The sequence below is a fragment of the Lentisalinibacter orientalis genome (genome assembly GCF_040706535.1).
GTDB lineage: Bacteria > Pseudomonadota > Gammaproteobacteria > Steroidobacterales > Woeseiaceae > Lentisalinibacter > Lentisalinibacter orientalis.
This window is the reverse complement of the sequence record NZ_JAPDRJ010000001.1, coordinates 922758-941170: the sequence shown is the minus strand read 5'-3', so window position 1 is coordinate 941170 and position 18413 is coordinate 922758. Positions and strand designations below refer to the sequence as shown.

Below are 18413 nucleotides of genomic sequence, written 5' to 3'. Positions count from 1 at the left end.
AGGGATACCCGTCCCGTGCCGCCGCTGCAAGGCCCCACACGCCGCGCTACACTGTGGATCATGCAGATAACGGGCAGAAAATCGCTGCGCACGACCGGCCGGCTCCGCCGCGCCGCTGCCGCACTCTGCGTGCTGCTCGCCCTGGCGCTGGCACCCGAGGCGCACGCCTTTCGCTGCGGCAACAAGCTGGTGAGCGAGGGCATGCACATCACCAAGGTGCTCGACCTGTGCGGAGAGCCCGATCACGAGCAGACGCGCACCGTCCTGCGCCGCAACGTCTTCATCGGCAAGACCACACGCGCGCCGGACTCCGGAGTGATCCGGCGGCATATCTACGGCTGGGGTACGCCGCCGTGGGTGGAGGTCGAGATAAGGGACCTCACCTGGAACCTCGGGCCGAACAAATTCATGCGGCGGGTGCGTTTCGAGGACGGCATCGTCACCCGGATCGAGACCCTGGAGCGCGGATACGTGGAATAGCGCTCCGCTCTTCCGGGGCCCGCTCTTTCGGGGCCAATTGCCAACTGTGTCACGAATTCACCGGACGGGAAGCCCTAACATAATCCCGAACTCTCACCCCCGGGGCGACGACATGAGCGACAGGAAATTCCGCCGGCTACTCGACCGCAGCAGCGGCCCGGCCACGCTGATCGGCCAGGGCTGCCGCGTGCAGGGCGAACTCTCCGGCAAGGGCGACTTCGTGATCTGCGGCGAAGTCGAAGGCGACTGCCACCTGGATGGAACGGTCACCGTGGCGCCGGGCGGACGCTGGATCGGCGTGCTGCAGGCCCGCAACGTGGTCCTGGCCGGGGAGATCGAAGGCGAGGTGATCGCCAACGGCAGGCTCGAGATCGCGCCCAGCGCCAGGATCAAGGGTACGGTCACCGGCGAGGCGATCGCGGTCGCCGAGGGGGCGGTCGTGGACGGCGCCATCCGCACGACCGGGCCGCGAGAGCCGGAGACCTTCGTCGAGAAGCGGGCGCAGCAGGACGACGACGAGGCCCTGACCGGCACCGGCTGAGGCCGCTCAGTCCGGCAGGATCTCCACCCGGATGCGGTTGTTCACCGCAGCCACCCGGTTCCATTCTCCCGCACGCAGCGCATCCGTCACCGGCGGATAGACCAGCACCGGCTCGGTGTTGCCGGCCGTGCCGGTCTCGACCCGGATACGACCGCCGTAGCGGGTCTCCACGGTGCCGAGGAAGTTGGCGAAAGCCACCGACTGGCGCAGGCCACGGGTAACGGCCTCCTCGGCCGACAGGCCCAGCCGGTCGCAGCCGGTCAGCGGCAGATCCGGCGGCGCCACTTCGTAGTCGTCGCCGCCGGCCTCCCGCAGACAGAAGTCGCCCACGTGGGAGACGACGCGGACCCGGCCAACGAAGCCCATGGCATCCAGCCGATCCAGCAACTCCTCCAGCACCAGGCGCTGCTCTTCGCCGAAGGCAAGCTCCGCCCAGGCATAGCGGCCGTTCTGGTTCACCGCCCACTGCACCGCCTCCAGCGCCTGTTCGAGGGCGCTGGCATAGCCGGCGCGGGTCTGGCTCATGCGCTCCTCGATGGCCACGGTGCCGTCGGCCACGATCGCCTGGCGGTTGCGCAGCTGTTCCAGCAGCTGTTCGGAGCGAACGCGCTCCGCCTGCCACTGGCGCTCGGCCTTGATGTAGAGCCAGCCGAAGACGAGGGCCGCCACGGTCAGCACGGCGACGGCCGCCAGCGCCACCCGGGGCAGCGTGCCGCCCGACGCGGGCGCGTCGTCGCCGGGCTCCCGGCGGCTGCCGATCTCGTCGGCCACCCGCGCGGCGATGGATTCGTAGCTGTCGATGAGGTCGCGGCGGATGATGGAGCGCTGCTGCTCGAACAGGTCCTGGATCATCTCCCGCAGGCCGACGTCCAGCCCCGAGAGCGCCTGCAGATCGGCCGCGGTGTCGCCGCTGGACCGGGCGATGCCCGCCTGGCCGCCGTCGGGCGCGGCCTCCGCACTGGATTCGATGAGACGCAGCGACTCGAGCACCTTCGAGACCTCGACCGGCGCCACTTGTTTCGGCAGCACGCCCACCGCGCCGAGGGCGCGAGCCTGGCCCACGTACAGTTCTCCCTCCTGGGAGGTGTACATCATGATGGGGATGGTGGCCGTGTCGGGGTTGTCCTTGATGGCCCGCACCGCCTCGAAGCCGTCCATGCCCGGCATCATGTGATCCATGAAGATCACGTCGGGGCGGTGGTCGGCCAGGTATTCCAGCGCCTCTTCGGCGGACTCGGCCGTGGCCACGTCGAGGTCGTGGCTCTCGAGCAGACGGCGCAGCACAACCCGCGCGGAGCGCGAGTCGTCAACGATCAATGCGCACTTCTTCTCCATCCCCAGTCCGTCCAGGCCGCTCCTGCCACGCAACCTCCCCGCGGATGGGCTCATTCTACACGCGGCGGCCGGCGCGCACCGGACTGACGGCGCGTCCGGGCGACAGCCTGACGGCATTCGGCGACACTCGCCGCTCGCGCCCCGGCTGGGGTAGACTCTGGACGCGAGGGAGAGAGCGAACAACTTCCCCAAGAAGAACAATAAGGAAAATCGGAGGAGTGGCCATGCTGGAGCCCGTCACGGGTCATCGCAGGAATACCGCGGCGCGCAGGACCTCGAGGCCCGGGTCGGCCTGACGGCCGCCGGCTCCGCTATGTGGCGGAAACTGCTGCCTAAATACCTGACGACGGCGATCGCGCTGTCGGTGGCCATCGTATGCACGGTGGCCGGTCTGCTCGTAGTCAACTACACCCACCTCGCCGCCGAACTCAGCGAGGCCGGCGTCGCGCAGAAGGAGGAGCTGCTCACGCGGCAGTTCGAGGCGCGCGTGCTCGAGTCCGTCGCGGCGCTGGAGCGCGAAGTGGACGCGCCGCTCGCCGGCGGCGACACGGACGCCGTGCAGGCAGTCCTGGACGAAGCGCTGGCGGATCTGGACATGCTGCGGGGCCTCGCCATCCTGGACGCCGAGAACCGTGCGGTGGTCGGCGCCGGCGCGCCCATCGCGACGGAAGCGGCCGTGCTGGCGCTGGGTGCCCCCTACTGGGGAGAAGACACCGTCGTCGCCGTGCAGCCCATCCGCGCGGGCGGCGAGACCGTCGGGGAGCTGCAGGCGGAGTTCGCGCAGACGGAAGTGGTGCAGGGCATCGCGGGATTCCGCGAGCGACTGGAGTCGGTCACTCGGGAGCATCGCAACCGCGCCCTGGTCCGGCTGCTCGTATTCACCCTGCTGATACTGCTGGCCTGCGCCGCGGTCGCCTGGTTCACGGCGCGGCGGCTCGTGCTGCCCATCCAGGAGCTGATCCGCCAGGCCCGGGACGTGAGCAGCGGCCACTACGGCGAGCGCATGGCGGTGGAGCGGAGCGACGAACTCGGCGACCTCGCCACGGCGTTCAACGAGATGCGCGAGACGCTGCGCGACACCACCATCTCCCGCGACTATCTCGACCGCATCCTGAACAGCATGAACGACGGCGTGATCGTCTGCGATCCCGACGGCCGGATCGCCCGGGTGAACACGGCCATCGGCCGCCTGCTCGGCTACCGCTCGGAGGAACTCGTGGGCCTGCCCGTCACCGATCTGGTGGCGCCGGAGTACCGGCGCAAGTTCCGCTCCGAGCCGGAAGGCGGCGCCCCGAGCGAGTCGGTGTTCGTCACCCGGGGCGGGCAGCACGTGCCGGTGTCCTGGACCGGCTCGGCGCTGCGCGGCGACGACAGCGAGGCGGATGGGCGCATCTTCGCCGTGCAGAACATCACCGAGCGCAAGCGCGCCGAGCAGCGCATCCGCTATCTCGCCCGCATCGACGCCCTCACCAAGGTGCCGAACCGCATGCAGTTCCAGCACCTGCTGCAGCGGGCCATCGCCAGGGCGCGCCGGGAGCGCCGCTGCCTGGCGCTGCTCTACATCGACGCCGACCACTTCAAGGACATCAACGACACCTTCGGCCACCTGGCCGGCGATACGACCCTGGAGACGATGACCGAGCGGCTGATCCGCGAGCTGCCGGAGAAGACCGTGATCGGACGGCTGGCGGGCGACGAGTTCGCCGTCGTCCTCGAGCACATCCGCGACGAGGAGCACGCCGAGGGGGAGGTATCGGAGGTGGCCGGCCGCCTGCTCGCCGCCCTCGCCGAGCCCTTCCACGTGCAGTCCAATGAAGTCTTCATGACGGCGAGCATCGGCGTGGCCTTCTACCCGGAGGACGCAGGCAACGTCATCGATCTCATCCGCAATGCGGATGCCGCGCTGTACCACGCGAAGAAGGCCGGCGGGAACAGCCACCGCTTCTACCGGCCCGAGATGAACGAGGCTGCGGTGGAGCGGCTGATGCTGAAGAGCCGGCTGCGCCGTGCCTACGAGCGCGACGAGCTGCTGCTGCACTATCAGCCGAAGTACAACCTGCGCGACGGCAGCGTCATCGGCGCGGAGGCCCTCGTGCGCTGGGAGCTGCCGGACCGGGGCCTGATCCTGCCCTCCGAGTTCATCCCGCTGGCCGAGGAGAGCAACCTGATCGTCGAACTCGGCGAATGGGTGCTGGAACGGGTCTGCTCCGACTACCGCCGCTGGCAGCAGACGCTGCCGTTGCCCGGGCGGGTGGCGGTCAACCTGTCGCTGAAGCAGCTGCGGCAGGCCAATTTCCTGCAGCGGGTGGACCAGATCGTGCGCCGCCACGGCGTCTCGCCCACCTGCCTGGAGCTGGAGATCACCGAGACCACCCTGATGGAGGACACGCAGCGCACGATCCGCATGCTGGACGACCTCTACGCCATGGGCCTGCATCTCGCCATCGACGACTTCGGCACCGGCTACTCCTCGCTGAGCGCGTTGCAGCAGTTCCCCATCAGCACGCTTAAGATCGACAAGTCCTTCGTGCGCGATGCCGCCGTGGACCCGGACGATGCCACCATCGTGGCGACGATCATCGAGATGGGCCGCAGCCTGAAGATGGACGTGGTGGCCGAGGGGGTGGAGACCGAGGAGCAGCTCGCGTTCCTGCAGACGCTGGATTGCACCTACGTGCAGGGCCTGCTGTTCGGCGAGCCGATGAGCGCCGACGACTACCTGGCGCTGCTGATCGCGCAGCAGGACGGCACGGACACCCATCGGGCACTGTTCGCCTGACACCCGTAAGTTTTTATTTATATCAGCAAGTTGGCGACCGACTTCACGGCGACGGGGCATTGATGATTAAATGACGCCCTCGTCCGCGGCGCCCTCCGACCGCCGCCGCGTCGCACCGAAAATACGTCAATCCGGAGGATCAGGCTCATCATGAAAAGCTTCAGAATCGCCGTCGTTCTCGGCCTCGCGGGTTTCGCCGCCGCCGCGCAGGCGGAATGCGTATACCCCGAGCAGAGCGTGGAGATACCGAACGGCACGACGGCCACGCAGGAAGAGATGGTCGCGGCGCAGAAAGCCGTGAAGGCCTACATCGCGGACATGGAAGCCTACCTCGACTGTCTCAAGGAAGAACATGCCGCCGCAGTCGCGGAGGCCGGCGATGTGGACGAGGAAGTCGCGGCCAAACGCGAAGCGATGTTCACCAAGCGCCATGACGCCGCGGTGGATCAGATGCACCTGATCGGCGCGCGCTTCAACGAGCAGGTCCGCGCCTACAAGGGCCAGAGCGACTAGAGTCGCCGATCGGCCCGCCGATACGGCGCGGCCGGCTCACCAGCGGTATTTGTCGAAATTCTCGGGGTTCGCCCAGTTGTCGGGCGAGTTCCACTCCCGCTCCCGGTTGAAGCGGTCGCGGTCGTAGAGATACGCACCGCCGTCGGCGTCCGGGCTCGGGTGGCGTTCGAAACCCAGTGCGAGCATCGTCCGGGGCTCGAAGCGGCGGGCGGCCTCGCCGGCTACCAGCAGGCGCCGGGTGTGCAGATCGCGCAGGCGCCCCAGCAGCGACTCGTCCGCGGCGCCGAGATCGAGCACGAGGCCCAGGTCGTAGATGCCGAGGCCGTCCAGGTCGGCGACCGTGGCGCCGGCAGGCAGACGGTCGCAGTCTCGGCCGGCCGGCGGGTCGGCCCCGATCACCAGCAGGGAGGCGGTCTCGGGCAGGGCATCCAGCTCGCCGGCCACCGTCAGGGGCGCGTCCTCCGCACCACCGGCCTGGCTGTGGGACGGCTCCCGGTTCATGCCCTCAGAGCCGGTTGATCTCGCGGCGCAGGCCTTCCTGGGGATCGGTGACGATGCGCTCCAGCACCCGCACACGCTCCTCCAGTTCCCGGAGCCGCGCGAGTGTGGCCTCCCACTCCTCGTCCTGCTTCGGGTCCTCCTCCCGCCGGTGGTGGCGGAGGTACTCCTTCGCGATGCCCGCCAGCAGCACGATCGCCACCAGGACGATGACGAAGATATGCGCAGAACTCATCGATCAGTACCTCCCGGTCCCCGGCGCGCCTCCAGCTCCCGGAATTCCCGGTCCAGGTTGAAGCGCGGCGACGTGACGTAGCGCTCCATGCGCGCCAGGCGGCTGTCCAGCCGCTGGAAGCGGCGGCGTATCTCCGCCATGGTCGCCTGGGGGGACGAGCGCAGCGCCCGGCGAAAATCCGGATCCTCCCGCACTGCGTCCGGCGCCATCGACCGATAGGGTATCAGCAGCGCGATGCCGAAGTAGATCAGCAGCGTCATCGGCGCCGATATGAAGAACGCGACGACCGCGAGGATGCGCGTGACCTTCAGGTCGAAGCCGAAGTAGTCCGCGATGCCCGCGCAGACGCCGAAGATCATGCCGCGCTCGCGGTCGCGGTAGAAGCGTCTCTCCTGGATTCTCTCACTCACAGGCGGTCTCCCATGCTCGTACCGCGACGCCAGAACTCACGCTCGCGGTGATGATCGCGCACGCTCAGCGGCCGGTCGCGGAGCAGCAGTGCGGCCACCAGGTAGGTGAGGCCGACCGGCACCGGCGCGACCAGGAGGGCGACCAGCGCCACCCCGCGCACCAGCAGAACGTTGACGTCGAAGTAATCGGCGATGCCGGCGCACAGGCCCAGTATCAGGCCGTTCTCCCGGTCCCGATAGAGCCGCCGCAGGCGGCCGCCGAGCTCGTGGAACGGGTTCTGGCTCATGTCTTCTTCCTCCAGTCCGGGACCTCGTCGTCAAGGATGGTCTCCAGCGCGTTCAGGCGGCTCTCCATGTTCTGCGACAGCGTCCAGATCTCCTCGAGCATCTCCTCTTCGGTGCCGGAGAGCTCGCGGGACTTTTTCCACTTCGTCACGTAGTGGAGGATGATCCACAACGGCAGAACGATGGTGACGAAGAGGATTCCGAGTATGTACATCGTCTCGCCCATTTATGCCTGATTCCCGCCTTCGCTCGCGCTGCCCGCCTGCTTCCCGGCGCGCCGCCGCTTCAGTTCGGCGAGCTCCCGGTTGACCGCTTCCTCGGCTTCCAGACTGGCGAACTCGTGCTCGAGCCCCTTCGGCTGCCCCATGTCGTAGGCCTCGACCCGGCCCTCCACGTCGTCCATGCGGCGCTCGTACTGCTCGAAGCGCACCAGCGCGTCCTCGATCTTGTAGTCGTGGATCTTCTTGCGGGCCGCCAGGCGGCTGGTCGCCGTCTTGTGCCGCGAGACCAGCGTCTTCTGCCGCGCCTTCGCGTCCTTGAGCTTGGCCTCCAGCCGGGCGATGTCCTCGTTCAGCCGGGTCAGGCCCTCGTCCACCTGGGCGTAGTCGGAGCGCACCTGCTCGGCCGCCGCGGCCACCTGGGACTTCTCGACCAGCGCCGCCTTGGCGAGGTCCTCGCGTCCCTTCTCCAGCGCCAGTTCGGCCTTGCGCTCCCAGTCCGCCTGCTCCTCCTCCAGGGCGCCCAGCTTGCGGTTGAGCTCCTTCTTGTCGGCGATGGAGCGGGCCGCCGCGGAGCGCACCTCGACGAGGGTGTCTTCCATCTCCTGGATCATCAGCCGGACGATCTTCTCCGGATCCTCCGCCTTCTCCAGGATGGCATTGATGTTGGAGTTAACGATGTCGCTGAATCGCGAAAAAATGCCCATAGCGCATTCCTCAGTTGTTTGCCTTGCATCGTGGATATAGCAGGTTCCGTGCCAGATCGACCGAGTGCCAGCAACCTCTTGATTTATATGCCGATAATCGAGTCTGATCGAGCGCCTGGACGAGCACAAATATAGCATTAATAGCCAACTATTAGTATAAACGACCATCTTGTAGCAGAATCAGCCAATAATGGACGACCGCCAGAAACAACCCATCATCGGCGAGGCGCCCGCCTTTCTGGAGATGCTCGAGCACGTCTCGCGGGCGGCGCCGCTCGCCAAACCGGTGCTGGTCGTCGGCGAGCGCGGCACCGGCAAGGAGCTGGTGGCCTCCCGGCTGCACTTCCTCTCCGAACGCTGGGAGCAGCCCCTGGTGAAGGTGAACTGCGCCGCGCTGACCGAGAGCATCCTGGAATCGGAGCTGTTCGGGCACGAAGCCGGGGCGTTCACCGGCGCGGTCAGGAAGCACGTCGGGCACTTCGAGCGCGCCGACGGCGGCACGCTGGTGCTCGACGAACTCGCCACCGTTCCCATCCGCACCCAGGAGAAGATCCTCAGGGTGATCGAGTACGGGGAGTTCGAGCGCGTCGGCGGCAGCGAGACCCTGCAGGTGGACGTGCGCATCGTCGGCTCGACCAACGAGGACCTGCAGGCCCGGGTCGCCGACGGCCGCTTCCGGGCCGACCTCCTGGACCGGCTGGCATTCGACGTGATCACGGTACCGCCGCTGAGGGAGCGGCTGGACGATATCCTGCCGCTCGCCTACACGTTCGCGGTCAACATGACCGCCGAGCTGCGCCGTGCGTACTTCCCCGGCTTCACGGCCCGCGCGGCCTCCGCGCTGCTCCGCCACCACTGGCCGGGCAACGTCCGGGAGCTGAAGAACGCCGTCGAGCGCTCGGTGTACCGCAGCGAGAACCCCGACGCGAAGATCGCGGAGATCGCCTTCGACCCGTTCGACTCCCCGTTCAGGCTGCGCGCGGAAGCCGAAGAGGACGAGGCGGCGGCGCCGTCGACCCCGGCCGCCCGGGACAAGCCCCGCCTGCCCACCGACCTCAGGGAGCGCCTCGCGGAGCTGGAGACATCCCTCGTGCGGGCGGCCCTCGAGAAGGCCCGCTACAACCAGCGCGTGGCCGCCGGTCTGCTCGGCCTGACCTACCACCAGTTCCGCGGTTGCCTGAAGCGCCACGACATCCCGTCCCGGCCGGACGGCGCGGTGCGGCGCCAGTCCCGCCGCCGCAGGCCGGCCCGCACGCCGGCGCAAGCCGACTGAGCGGGACGCGGCGGTGAGCCGGCCGTGAATCGGGCTTCGGCAGGCGGGCCTCGATGGGCTACTATCTCCCTCCAGGCCCTCGAGGCCTCCTCGGGCACCGACGCCCGCGCAGACGACGCCAGACCGCGAGCAGCGACCCCAGGATCACAAGACCAAGACCGCCCATGAAGAAAATCGGCACGGCACTCAGCGAGCATGCCACCCGGATGATGCTGCTCGGCTCCGGCGAACTCGGCAAGGAGATCGCGATAGAGGCACAGCGTTTCGGTGTTGAGGTGATCGCCGTGGACCGCTACGCCAATGCACCGGCCATGCACGTGGCGCATCGCGCCCACGTCATCGACATGCTCGACCCGGTGGCACTGCGTCAGGTGATCGAGGACGAGGAACCGGACTTCGTGGTGCCGGAGATCGAGGCGATTGCCACCCCCGTGCTGCAGGAACTCGAGGAGACGGGCCACTGCATCATACCGACGGCCCAGGCGACCCGCCTGACCATGGACCGGGAAGGCATCCGCCGGCTGGCCGCGGAGCACCTGGAACTGCCGACCTCCGATTACCGCTTCGCGGGCACCGAGGCGGAATACCGCCAGGCGATCGAGGCCATCGGCCTGCCCTGCGTGGTGAAACCGGTGATGAGTTCCTCGGGCAAGGGGCAGAGCGTCGTCCGGGAACCGGGGGAAGCCGACGCCGCCTGGGAATATGCCCTGCAGGGCGGCCGCAGCGCCGGCGGCCGCGTCATCGTCGAGAGCCTGATCGAGTTCGACTACGAGATCACGCTGCTCACGGTGCGCCACGACGACACCATCAGCTTCTGCGAGCCCATCGGTCATCTGCAGCTGCGAGGCGACTACCGGGAGTCGTGGCAACCCCAGCCCATGAGCGAGACGGCGCTGGAACGCGCCCAGCGGGTCGCAGGGTCCATCGTGGGCGCGCTCGGCGGCCGGGGCGTGTTCGGCGTTGAACTGTTTGTCAAGGGCGACCAGGTCTGGTTCAGCGAGGTCTCACCGCGGCCCCACGACACGGGCATGGTGACCATGATCTCCCAGTACAACTCCCAGTTCGCGCTGCACGTGCGCGCCATCCTCGGCCTGCCCATCCCGGTGATCCGCCAGCTCGGGCCATCGGCCTCCTGCGCCATCGTGGCGGAAGGCGACTCCGACAACATCCGCTTCAAGGGCGTGGACAAGGCGCTGCAGGAGCCGGACACGAGCCTGAGGCTGTTCGGCAAGCCGGAGATCCGGGGCTCGCGGCGGCTGGGGGTCGCACTCGCGAGAGGCGACAGCATCGAGGAAGCACGGGACAAGGCGCGCCGCGCCGCCGGCGCCGTCATCTGCAAGTTCTGAAGATCCCGGCGCGGGTCGGCGCCGGCGGCTTTCAGCCGTTCGCGGTCTCGTCCCGGTAGCGGCGGAAATAGATCGCGCCCGCGGTGAAGCCGGCCGCCACCGCCAGCCCGCCCCACAGGCCCGGCGTCGTCAGGAACTCGCCCGGATCCAGCAGCGCGAGCAGATTCATCTCGCCGACCAGCCTGGCGGGGAGATCGCCGATGGAGATGTGGACGTCGTCGCCGCGGAAGCTCGCCGTGATCCAGGGCATGTGGCCCAGGCGGCTGAATACCACCCGGGCGAAGACGCCGGTGTCGAAGACGAGGCGCTCGACCAGCGGTATGACCACGAACGGCAGCACGGCCCAGAGGAAGACGTTCTTCTTCGCGAACGCCGAGCAGAACAGGCCCCATGCTATGAACGGGAGGAACCAGAGAGAGGCGCCAACCAGGTAATAGACCGAGAGGGTCCAGATCTGCAGCAACGGCACGGGCCGCCAGACCAGTTCCCAGGCACTGCCGCCGCCGAGCCACACGGCGATGGTCGACAGGCACAGGATCACGAGCTGCGTGGCTGCGAGGAAGCCGAAGGTGATCACCGGCGCCAGCAGGGCCGCGGTGACCAGCTTCGAGATCACCACCTCTGTATCGGTGAGGGGCAGCGACTTCCAGAACAGGATGCTGCGGTCCTTGCGCTCGGCGTAGAGCGCGTCGATGGAATAGAAGAAGACGAGGAAGGCGAGTCCGACGACGAAGACCGTCGACGGTCCCACGGTAAGCGCCACGATCCCGGCCACCGAACCCACATCGCCGCCGGCGCGCATGCCCGCGACGATGTTCTCGAAACCGACGATGCGGCCGCCGCCGGTCACCAGCGCGGTGGCCACACCGAGGGCCACCACCAGCGCGATCACCAGCGGCGTCAGATACAGGGCGCGGTGCTCCCACAGCTCGCGCTGCAGCAGGAAATAGGCTCTGCGGATCACGCTCTCGCCCCCCTGAGCTTGGCCACGAACAGGTCGGCGAGGCCGGGGGTCTTCACCTCGCCCAGGCCGCGCAGGCGGTCCCGGTCGACGCCCTCGAAAGTGAGCACCTTCTTGCCGAAAACGTCCCGCCGCGCGATGGGCTGCAGCGCCAGGGCCTGCTCGGCCCGGTCGCCGCTGGTGGTCAGCTCCACGTAGCGGGCGGCGACCTCGTCCACGCTCTCGTCGAGCACCACGCGGCCGTCGTCGATGAACATCACGTCGGTGAGGATGTGTTCGATCTCCTCCACCTGGTGGGTGGTCACGATGATGGTCCGCTGCTCGTCGAAATAGTCGTTCAGGATGGTGGTGTAGAACTCCTTCCTGAACAGGATGTCCAGGCCGATCGTCGGCTCGTCCAGTACCAGCAGCTTCGCGTCGATGGCCATGATGATGGACAGGTGCAGCTGGGTGACCATCCCCTTGGAGAGTTCCTTCACCCTCGCGTCGCGGCGCACCGGGGTGCGCTCGAGGAAGGCGTCCGCCTCGCGACGGCTGAAGTTCGGGTGCACGGCCTCGACGAAGTCCAGCAGATCGTTCACCCGGATCCAGGGCGGCAGCACGGCCACATCCGCGACGAAACAGATGTTCTGCATCAGCTGCTTGCGCTGCCGGAACGGGTCGAGGCCGAGCACGCGCAGCTCGCCCTCGCAGTCGGTCAGCCCGAGTAGCGTCTTCAGCAGTGTGGTCTTGCCGGCGCCATTCGGGCCGATCAGGCCGACGATGCGGCCCGGCTCCACGTCGAAGCTGACGTTGTCCACTGCGCGGGTGGAGCCGTAGCGTTTCGACACCCCGCGCGCCTGCACGACCGCCGTCATGATTCGTCGCTCCCCTCTTCCTTCGCCCGTTCGGCGCGCGCCAGCAGGTCCGCAGGGTCCAGCTCCAGGCGCTGCATGGTGGCGACGACCTCGGGCCACTCCTGCTCCAGGAACCGCTCGCGCTCGCCCTTCAGCAGCCGGTCCCGGGCACCCGGCAGCACGTACATGCCGCGCCCGCGGCGCTTCTCGACGAGTTCCTCGTCCACCAGCTCCTGGTAGCCCTTCAGCACGGTCAGCGGATTCAGGCGGTACTCGGCGGCGACGTTGCGCACCGAGGGCAGCGCATCGCCGTCCTGCAGCACGCCTTCCAGGATCATCGCCACCACCCGGTCACGGAGCTGGCGGTAGATCGGCTGGTTGTCGCTCCAGTCAGCTTCCATCAGCTCCCTGCCCCGGGGCGCGGCCATACCGGCCCCGGTAATGTCCGCGGAGGACCCGAACTGCGCTGCGCCGACACTCACTCATGCCCCCGCTCAGCCCTTGCCGGCCTCCAGAAAAAGGATGTGGTCCGGGCCGGAGGGCAGGTCCGCGCCGTCCTCGCCGCCCGACCTCAGCTCGCTCGCCACCAGCGCCATCGCCATCAGCATGAGCACCGCAAGGCCGAGCGTGAGTCTTCCGCCTGTCTCCTGTCCGCTCTCCTGTCCGCTCTCCTGTCCGCCATTCATCTCTACAGCCTCTCTGTCCCCGGGTTAGTTCCCTGTTTCGGTCCTTCTCCGTCCGCCGGCAGGCGACTCTGCGCCTACGTGAACGGGTGTTGTAGTCAACTATAACACCAAACGCAGGGAAATCAAGACTTGCTTCACATTCCGGAGCGAACGAACCCCGCCGGCCGGCCGGGGCCGTTCATACGGTGTGAGCAGCGAGGAGCCGCACTTGCCCGATGCCGATGCCGTTACGCCGCCGCGGGCGGTCGCATACACTGGCCCGATGACGCCATCGGACCCGGACGTACGGTTGATGCTGCGTTACCGGGACGGTGACGCGACCGCCTTCGACGCGCTCTACAGCCGCCACAAGGACGGCCTGTACCGCTATCTCCTGCGGCTCTGCCTCGACACCGCCACCGCGGAGGACCTGTTCCAGGAGGCCTGGGGCAAGCTCATCGCGGCTCGCCACCGCTACCGGCCGACGGCCCGGTTCTCCACCTATTTGTACCGGGTCGCCCACAATTGCTTCGTGGACCACTATCGGCGCCATCGCAGCCGCGGCCGGGAGGAGGATGCCGATGCGGTGGTGCTGACGGCCCGCGAGGGCGACCCCGGCCGGGAAACCGAGCGCGCGCTGGCCCGGGCCCGGCTGGAGCGCCTGCTGGCCGCGCTGCCGCCGGAGCAGCGCGACGCCTTCCTGCTGCGCGAGGAGGGCGGACTGTCGGTCGCGGAGATCGCCGAGGTGACCGGCGTGGGTGCCGAGACGGCGAAGAGCCGTCTGCGCTACGCCTACCGCAAGCTGCGGGAAGGATTCGCACCGCTGGCCGAGGACGCGGGAGGACGAGACGATGGCTGATCCCGGGCAGGGTCGTGTCGACTACGGTCGCAGCGGAGGCGACGCAGCGACGGTAGGCGACGAGACGGTGTCCCGCGCCTACCGGGAACTCGCTCGCGAACGTCCGCCGGCCGCGCTCGACAAGCGCATCCGGGCGCAGGCCCGCCGGGCGCCGCCGGCACGGCCCTGGCAGCGGCCCCTGGCGATCGCCGCGACCCTGGCACTGGCGGTGGCGCTGGTACTGCAGGTCGCCACGCCGCCGGACGGCGGACAACCGGTTCCCAGCCGGCATAGCGAACCGGGCAGCCCCGTCGGAGACACCGCGCTGGACGAGGCAGCCCCGGCCACGCCGCCCGCCTCCGCACCGGTACCACTGCCCGCGGCGCCGTCCGCAACGGAGCGCCTGCAGGATGAGGCAGCCCTGCCGGCCCACGCACTGCAGCCCGACCGGGCCGACGCCGGGCAGGCGGTGTCCGAGCTCGGCCGCGCCAGCCGTAAGGCGGCGCAATCGCTGGCCGGCAACGGCGCCGCAACGGCATCGACTCATTGCACGGACCACGTCGCGGACGCCGATGCCTGGCTGGACTGCATCGCCGAACTGGAGGCCGCCGGGGAACAGGCAGCGGCCGAGCGGGAGCGCCGGGCCTGGGCCGCCCGCCACGGGCCGGAGGACGACCCGGCCGACTGAGTCCGGACAGCCGACCGTGCTAGAATCCGGCACCCCGCAGGGCAGTCAGGTGTCAGCAAAATGAAGAAACCCGTCCACGTCACCATCACCGGAGCTGCAGGTCAGATCGGCTATCAGCTCGCTTTCCGTATCGCCTCGGGCCAGATGCTCGGCGCCGACCAGCCGGTCGTGCTGCAGCTGCTGGAGATACCGCCGGCGCTGCCCGCCCTCGAGGGCGTGGTGATGGAGCTGGAGGACTGCGCGTTCGATACGCTGGCGGGCGTCAAGGCCACCGACGACGCGAACGTCGCCTTCAAGGACAGCCAGTTCGCCCTGCTGGTCGGCGCCAAGCCCCGTGGGCCCGGCATGGAACGTGCCGACCTCCTGCAGGAGAACGCCAAGATCTTCTCGGTGCAGGGCAAGGCCATCAACGAACACGCGGATCGGGACATCCGGGTGCTGGTGGTGGGCAATCCCGCCAACACCAACGCCCTGATCACCCAGGCGAACGCCCCGGACATCGACCCGGGCCGCTTCACCGCCATGACACGCCTGGACCATAACCGGGCGATGGCCCAGTTGGCCGCCAAACTGGATGCCCACGTCGGCGACATCAGCCGTCTGATCATCTGGGGCAATCACAGCGCCACCCAGTATCCCGACGTCAGCCATGCACGGGTCGGCGGCAAGCCGGCCGCGGAGCGCGTGGACGAGGGCTGGCTGAGCGGCGAGTTCATCCCCACCGTGCAGCAGCGCGGCGCGGCCATCATCAAGGCGCGGGGTGCCTCGTCGGCGGCCTCGGCGGCCTCGGCGGCGATCGACCACATGCACGACTGGTGGCTCGGCACCCCCGGCGACGACTGGGTGAGCATGGCCATCCCCGCCGACGGCAGCTACGGCATCGAGCCCGGCGTCATCTACTCGTATCCCGTGCGCTGCGCGGACGGCGCCTACGAGATCGTGCAGGGCCTCGACATCAGCGAGTTCAGCCGCGCGCGCATGGACGCCACCGACGCCGAGCTGCGCGAGGAGCGGGCCGCCATCGAATCCCTGCTCTGAGGGGCCCGCTCCCTCGTCACGCCTCCGACAGCCCCGTCGGGCGCCTGCAGCCGCCCGACGGGCTCCGGTATAGTGCCTATTGAAGGACCGCTGTCGCCGTGACAGCGTGGTACACGGGTGCGTGTGCGCCCGAGTAGAGAGGATGCAATCGTGGCGGATTTTCTGATCGGACTGTTCTGGTTCCTGCTGTTCTTCGGCGGAGCGATCGCCCTCGCCTACCACCGGGTGGACCTCAGGACATCGACCATGGCCGCCGGCGTGGCGCTGGTCCTCTACACCTTCCTGGGCGACGGCCACTTCCTCTGGCTGCTCCTGCTCTGGGTGTTATTCGCCGGCATGGTGGCGCTGAACTTCGAGGACTTCCGTCGCCAGCGGATCACCCGGCCGGTGCTGGACGTCTACCGCACGATGCTGCCCAGCATGTCGGAGACGGAGCAGGAAGCCCTGGAGGCCGGCAGCGTCTGGTGGGACGGCGAGCTGTTCACCGGCCTGCCCGACTGGGACCGGATGATGTCGATGCCGCCGCCGAAACTCTCGGCAGAGGAACAGGCGTTCATCGACGGCCCCTGCGAGGAACTGTGCGGCATGCTCGACGACTGGGAGATCACCCACGAGCTCGGCGACATGCCGCAGGAAGTCTGGGACTACATCAAGAAGCACAAATTCTTCGCCATGATCATCCCGAAGAAGTGGGGCGGCCTGGAGTTCTCTGCCTACGCCAACGCGATGATCCTGGCCAAGCTCGCCTCGCGCAGCGCGACCGCCTCCTCCACCATCGGCGTGCCGAACTCCCTCGGCCCCGCCGAGCTGTTGCTGCACTACGGCACCGAGGAGCAGAAGAAGCGCTATCTGCCCGGACTGGCCAGCGGCGAAGAGATCCCCTGCTTCGCGCTCACCTCACCCCAGGCCGGCTCCGACGCCGCGGCCATCGTCGACACCGGCGTCGTCTGCAAGGGTGAATACAACGGCGAGGAGATCGTCGGCATTCGGCTGAACTGGGACAAGCGCTACATCACGCTGGCACCGATCGCCACCGTGCTCGGCCTCGCCTTCAAGCTGAAGGACCCGGACGGACTGCTGGGCGGCCCCGAGGACTACGGCATCACCGCGGCGCTGGTACCCACGGACACCCCGGGCGTCGAGCTCGGCCGGCGTCATTTCCCGCTGAACATCGCGTTCCAGAACGGCCCCACCACCGGCAAGGACGTATTCGTGCCGCTGGATGCCATCATCGGGGGAACGGAGATGGCGGGCAAGGGCTGGAAGATGCTGGTGGAGCTGCTGTCGGTCGGCCGCGGCATCACCCTGCCCTCGAGCGCACTCGGCGGCGGGCAGGCGGCGGTCTACGCCACCGGCGCCTACAGCCGCATCCGCACCCAGTTCCACCTCCCGGTGGCGAAGTTCGAGGGCGTAGGCGAGGCGCTGACGCGCATCGCCGGCTACACCTACATCATGAGTTCGGCGGTCAGCGTTACCTCCGGCGCCATCGACCAGGGCGAGAAGCCCGCGGTGCCGTCCGCCGTGCTGAAGTACCACTGCACCGAGCTCGGCCGGAAGATCGCCAACGACGCGATGGACGTGCACGGCGGCAAGGGCATCATGCTCGGGCCGAAGAACTACCTGGGCCGGGGCTATCAGGCGGCACCCATCGCCATCACCGTGGAAGGCGCCAACATCCTGACCCGCAGCCTGATCATCTTCGGTCAGGGCGCGATCCGCTGTCACCCGTTCGTCCTGAAGGAACTGCACGCGGCGCAGGACGAGGACCGGGAGCGCGGCCTGCGGGCGTTCGACAAGTCGCTGTTCGGCCACGTGGGCTATGCCATCAGCAACGCCGCCCGGTCGTTCTTCCTGGCGCTTACCCATGCGAAGTTCAGCCGTGTGCCGCTGAACACGCCCACCCGGCGCTACTACCAGAACATCAACCGCTACAGCGCGGCGTTCGCCCTGGCGGCCGACTTCGCCATGCTCACGCTCGGTGGCAAGCTGAAGCAGCGTGAACTCCTTTCGGCGCGCCTCGGCGACGTGTTCAGCAGCATGTACCTGGCGTCCTGCGTGCTGAAGCACTTCGAGAACCAGGGCAGGCGTTCGTCCGACCTGCCGCTGGTGGAGTGGTCCGTGCGCACGCTGATGTACCAGGCCCAGGAACAGCTGCACAGCTTCCTCAGGAACTTCCCGAATCGTCCGGTGGCGATCCTGCTGCGCGCACTCATATTCCCGCGCGGACGCACCTACTCGTCGCCGGCGGACGAGCTCGGCCAGCAGATCGTCGATCTGGTGATCACGCCGGGCGAGACCCGCGAACGGCTGGCGGCGCAGGCGTACCGGGCGAAGGTCCCCGGCAGCGAGCTCGGCCTGCTGCAGGAGACCCTGGAGATGGCGCTGGAAGTCGAGCCCATCGAGAAGAAGCTGCGCGAGATGGAGAAGGAAGGCCGCATCAAGGCAGAGTACCTGCCCGACCAGGTGGCCGAAGCCCGGGAGGCCGGCTATCTCGGCGAGGAGGAGGCCGAGAAACTGCTCGCCTATCACGACAAGGCGATGGCCATCATCCACGTGGACGACTTCCCGCCGGATGCGCTCGCCTGCGGCAAGGGCGGGAGCGCCGGCAAAGCCACCGGGCCTGGCAGTAAGAAGAAAAAGAAAAAGGCCACCCGGCGGAAGAGCAAGGCGACGAAGAAGAAACGCGCCACCCCGGCCAGCGCCACGACGGCGGTCGCCGAAGGCAGCGAAAGCAGCCAGGACGGCGGAGCCGGCGACAGGGACTAGG

The 18413-nt window shown here is 68.3% G+C and carries 21 protein-coding genes; 10 read left to right on the top strand and 11 right to left on the bottom strand.

The window, feature by feature from the left end:
- The first annotated feature begins 60 nt into the window (after positions 1-60).
- Together ACJMK0_RS04200 and ACJMK0_RS04195 are read left to right on the top strand one after the other, a co-directional pair.
- A complete protein-coding gene (locus tag ACJMK0_RS04200; RefSeq protein ID WP_405235809.1) occupies positions 61-480 on the top strand; it encodes a DUF2845 domain-containing protein in 420 nt (139 codons plus the stop codon).
- A 112-nt stretch (positions 481-592) separates the two neighbouring features.
- Positions 593-1021 (top strand): bactofilin family protein, encoded by a 429-nt coding sequence (locus ACJMK0_RS04195; RefSeq protein ID WP_405235807.1) that lies wholly within the window; start codon positions 593-595, stop codon positions 1019-1021.
- A gap of 6 nt (positions 1022-1027) precedes the next feature.
- Here the strand turns inward: ACJMK0_RS04195 and ACJMK0_RS04190 are convergent, their stop codons facing one another.
- Positions 1028-2356 (bottom strand): response regulator, encoded by a 1329-nt coding sequence (locus tag ACJMK0_RS04190; RefSeq protein WP_405235805.1) that lies wholly within the window; start codon positions 2354-2356, stop codon positions 1028-1030.
- Between the two features lie 313 nt (positions 2357-2669).
- Between ACJMK0_RS04190 and ACJMK0_RS04185 the strand changes: the two genes are divergently transcribed.
- Together ACJMK0_RS04185 and ACJMK0_RS04180 are read left to right on the top strand one after the other, a co-directional pair.
- Complete coding sequence (locus ACJMK0_RS04185; RefSeq protein WP_405235803.1) at positions 2670-5135, top strand: EAL domain-containing protein; 2466 nt, start codon at positions 2670-2672, stop codon at positions 5133-5135.
- A gap of 150 nt (positions 5136-5285) precedes the next feature.
- The gene (locus ACJMK0_RS04180; RefSeq protein WP_405235801.1) at positions 5286-5648 is read left to right on the top strand and encodes a hypothetical protein; all 363 of its coding nucleotides are present in this window, start codon (positions 5286-5288) and stop codon (positions 5646-5648) included.
- Positions 5649-5684: 36 nt separating this feature from the next.
- Here ACJMK0_RS04180 and ACJMK0_RS04175 read toward each other — a convergent pair whose 3' ends face one another.
- From ACJMK0_RS04175 to pspA, 6 genes are read right to left on the bottom strand one after another with little or no spacing between them, the layout of a single operon-like run.
- Entirely contained in the window at positions 5685-6149 is a 465-nt protein-coding gene (locus ACJMK0_RS04175; protein ID WP_405235799.1) for a DUF6231 family protein, read from the bottom strand.
- 4 nt (positions 6150-6153) lie between these two features.
- Complete coding sequence (locus ACJMK0_RS04170; protein ID WP_405235797.1) at positions 6154-6381, bottom strand: hypothetical protein; 228 nt, start codon at positions 6379-6381, stop codon at positions 6154-6156.
- Positions 6378-6791 carry an envelope stress response membrane protein PspC gene (gene pspC / locus ACJMK0_RS04165; RefSeq protein ID WP_405235795.1) on the bottom strand — a complete coding sequence of 138 codons (414 nt, stop codon included), beginning with the start codon at positions 6789-6791 and terminating at the stop codon, positions 6378-6380. Before pspC ends, ACJMK0_RS04170 begins: the two co-directional genes overlap by 4 nt.
- Complete coding sequence (locus tag ACJMK0_RS04160; RefSeq protein ID WP_405235793.1) at positions 6788-7078, bottom strand: PspC domain-containing protein; 291 nt, start codon at positions 7076-7078, stop codon at positions 6788-6790. The genes pspC and ACJMK0_RS04160 overlap by 4 nt, the downstream gene beginning before the upstream one ends.
- On the bottom strand, positions 7075-7290 hold the full coding sequence (gene pspB, locus ACJMK0_RS04155; protein ID WP_405235791.1) for an envelope stress response membrane protein PspB: 216 nt from the start codon (positions 7288-7290) through the stop codon (positions 7075-7077). The genes ACJMK0_RS04160 and pspB overlap by 4 nt, the downstream gene beginning before the upstream one ends.
- Before the next feature lie 12 nt (positions 7291-7302).
- On the bottom strand, positions 7303-8001 hold the full coding sequence (pspA, locus tag ACJMK0_RS04150) for a phage shock protein PspA (RefSeq protein ID WP_405235789.1): 699 nt from the start codon (positions 7999-8001) through the stop codon (positions 7303-7305).
- 190 nt (positions 8002-8191) lie between these two features.
- On the opposite strand from pspA, the gene pspF reads away from it, so the two are divergent.
- Together pspF and purT are read left to right on the top strand one after the other, a co-directional pair.
- Positions 8192-9274 (top strand): phage shock protein operon transcriptional activator, encoded by a 1083-nt coding sequence (pspF, locus tag ACJMK0_RS04145; RefSeq protein ID WP_405235787.1) that lies wholly within the window; start codon positions 8192-8194, stop codon positions 9272-9274.
- A 164-nt stretch (positions 9275-9438) separates the two neighbouring features.
- Positions 9439-10620, top strand: coding sequence for a formate-dependent phosphoribosylglycinamide formyltransferase (purT, locus tag ACJMK0_RS04140; RefSeq protein WP_405235785.1), 1182 nt, complete (start codon positions 9439-9441; stop codon positions 10618-10620).
- A gap of 31 nt (positions 10621-10651) precedes the next feature.
- Here purT and ACJMK0_RS04135 read toward each other — a convergent pair whose 3' ends face one another.
- The 4 genes from ACJMK0_RS04135 to ACJMK0_RS04120 form a co-directional block, all read right to left on the bottom strand.
- Complete coding sequence (locus tag ACJMK0_RS04135; RefSeq protein WP_405235783.1) at positions 10652-11584, bottom strand: hypothetical protein; 933 nt, start codon at positions 11582-11584, stop codon at positions 10652-10654.
- Positions 11581-12438 carry an ABC transporter ATP-binding protein gene (locus ACJMK0_RS04130; RefSeq protein ID WP_405235781.1) on the bottom strand — a complete coding sequence of 286 codons (858 nt, stop codon included), beginning with the start codon at positions 12436-12438 and terminating at the stop codon, positions 11581-11583. The genes ACJMK0_RS04135 and ACJMK0_RS04130 overlap by 4 nt, the downstream gene beginning before the upstream one ends.
- Complete coding sequence (locus ACJMK0_RS04125; protein WP_405235779.1) at positions 12435-12818, bottom strand: GntR family transcriptional regulator; 384 nt, start codon at positions 12816-12818, stop codon at positions 12435-12437. Before ACJMK0_RS04125 ends, ACJMK0_RS04130 begins: the two co-directional genes overlap by 4 nt.
- A 93-nt stretch (positions 12819-12911) precedes the next feature.
- The gene (locus tag ACJMK0_RS04120; protein WP_405235777.1) at positions 12912-13103 is read right to left on the bottom strand and encodes a hypothetical protein; all 192 of its coding nucleotides are present in this window, start codon (positions 13101-13103) and stop codon (positions 12912-12914) included.
- Between the two features lie 262 nt (positions 13104-13365).
- On the opposite strand from ACJMK0_RS04120, the gene ACJMK0_RS04115 reads away from it, so the two are divergent.
- The 4 genes from ACJMK0_RS04115 to ACJMK0_RS04100 all read left to right on the top strand — a co-directional run bounded on the left by ACJMK0_RS04115 (position 13366) and on the right by ACJMK0_RS04100 (position 18412).
- Entirely contained in the window at positions 13366-13941 is a 576-nt protein-coding gene (locus tag ACJMK0_RS04115; protein ID WP_405235776.1) for an RNA polymerase sigma factor, read from the top strand.
- Positions 13934-14608: a hypothetical protein gene (locus ACJMK0_RS04110; protein WP_405235774.1), complete on the top strand. Its 675-nt coding sequence runs from the start codon at positions 13934-13936 to the stop codon at positions 14606-14608. The genes ACJMK0_RS04115 and ACJMK0_RS04110 overlap by 8 nt, the downstream gene beginning before the upstream one ends.
- Positions 14609-14668: 60 nt before the next feature.
- Positions 14669-15646: a malate dehydrogenase gene (locus ACJMK0_RS04105; protein ID WP_405235772.1), complete on the top strand. Its 978-nt coding sequence runs from the start codon at positions 14669-14671 to the stop codon at positions 15644-15646.
- 150 nt (positions 15647-15796) lie between these two features.
- Positions 15797-18412 (top strand): acyl-CoA dehydrogenase, encoded by a 2616-nt coding sequence (locus tag ACJMK0_RS04100; protein WP_405235770.1) that lies wholly within the window; start codon positions 15797-15799, stop codon positions 18410-18412.
- The last annotated feature ends 1 nt before the right edge of the window (position 18413 follow it).

What these genes read in the sequence shown, in the direction of transcription:
- ACJMK0_RS04115 (WP_405235776.1), top strand. Translation starts at nt 13,366, where the DNA reads ATGACGCCATCGGACCCGGACGTACGGTTGATGCTGCGTTACCGGGAC.
- ACJMK0_RS04180 (WP_405235801.1), top strand. Translation starts at nt 5,286, where the DNA reads ATGAAAAGCTTCAGAATCGCCGTCGTTCTCGGCCTCGCGGGTTTCGCC.
- ACJMK0_RS04120 (WP_405235777.1), bottom strand. Translation starts at nt 13,103, where the DNA reads ATGAATGGCGGACAGGAGAGCGGACAGGAGAGCGGACAGGAGACAGGC.
- ACJMK0_RS04185 (WP_405235803.1), top strand. Translation starts at nt 2,670, where the DNA reads ATGTGGCGGAAACTGCTGCCTAAATACCTGACGACGGCGATCGCGCTG.
- ACJMK0_RS04200 (WP_405235809.1), top strand. Translation starts at nt 61, where the DNA reads ATGCAGATAACGGGCAGAAAATCGCTGCGCACGACCGGCCGGCTCCGC.
- pspF (WP_405235787.1), top strand. Translation starts at nt 8,192, where the DNA reads ATGGACGACCGCCAGAAACAACCCATCATCGGCGAGGCGCCCGCCTTT.
- pspB (WP_405235791.1), bottom strand. Translation starts at nt 7,290, where the DNA reads ATGTACATACTCGGAATCCTCTTCGTCACCATCGTTCTGCCGTTGTGG.
- pspA (WP_405235789.1), bottom strand. Translation starts at nt 8,001, where the DNA reads ATGGGCATTTTTTCGCGATTCAGCGACATCGTTAACTCCAACATCAAT.
- ACJMK0_RS04170 (WP_405235797.1), bottom strand. Translation starts at nt 6,381, where the DNA reads ATGAGTTCTGCGCATATCTTCGTCATCGTCCTGGTGGCGATCGTGCTG.
- ACJMK0_RS04190 (WP_405235805.1), bottom strand. Translation starts at nt 2,356, where the DNA reads ATGGAGAAGAAGTGCGCATTGATCGTTGACGACTCGCGCTCCGCGCGG.
- ACJMK0_RS04125 (WP_405235779.1), bottom strand. Translation starts at nt 12,818, where the DNA reads ATGGAAGCTGACTGGAGCGACAACCAGCCGATCTACCGCCAGCTCCGT.
- ACJMK0_RS04110 (WP_405235774.1), top strand. Translation starts at nt 13,934, where the DNA reads ATGGCTGATCCCGGGCAGGGTCGTGTCGACTACGGTCGCAGCGGAGGC.
- ACJMK0_RS04195 (WP_405235807.1), top strand. Translation starts at nt 593, where the DNA reads ATGAGCGACAGGAAATTCCGCCGGCTACTCGACCGCAGCAGCGGCCCG.
- ACJMK0_RS04175 (WP_405235799.1), bottom strand. Translation starts at nt 6,149, where the DNA reads ATGAACCGGGAGCCGTCCCACAGCCAGGCCGGTGGTGCGGAGGACGCG.
- ACJMK0_RS04160 (WP_405235793.1), bottom strand. Translation starts at nt 7,078, where the DNA reads ATGAGCCAGAACCCGTTCCACGAGCTCGGCGGCCGCCTGCGGCGGCTC.
- ACJMK0_RS04105 (WP_405235772.1), top strand. Translation starts at nt 14,669, where the DNA reads ATGAAGAAACCCGTCCACGTCACCATCACCGGAGCTGCAGGTCAGATC.
- purT (WP_405235785.1), top strand. Translation starts at nt 9,439, where the DNA reads ATGAAGAAAATCGGCACGGCACTCAGCGAGCATGCCACCCGGATGATG.
- ACJMK0_RS04130 (WP_405235781.1), bottom strand. Translation starts at nt 12,438, where the DNA reads ATGACGGCGGTCGTGCAGGCGCGCGGGGTGTCGAAACGCTACGGCTCC.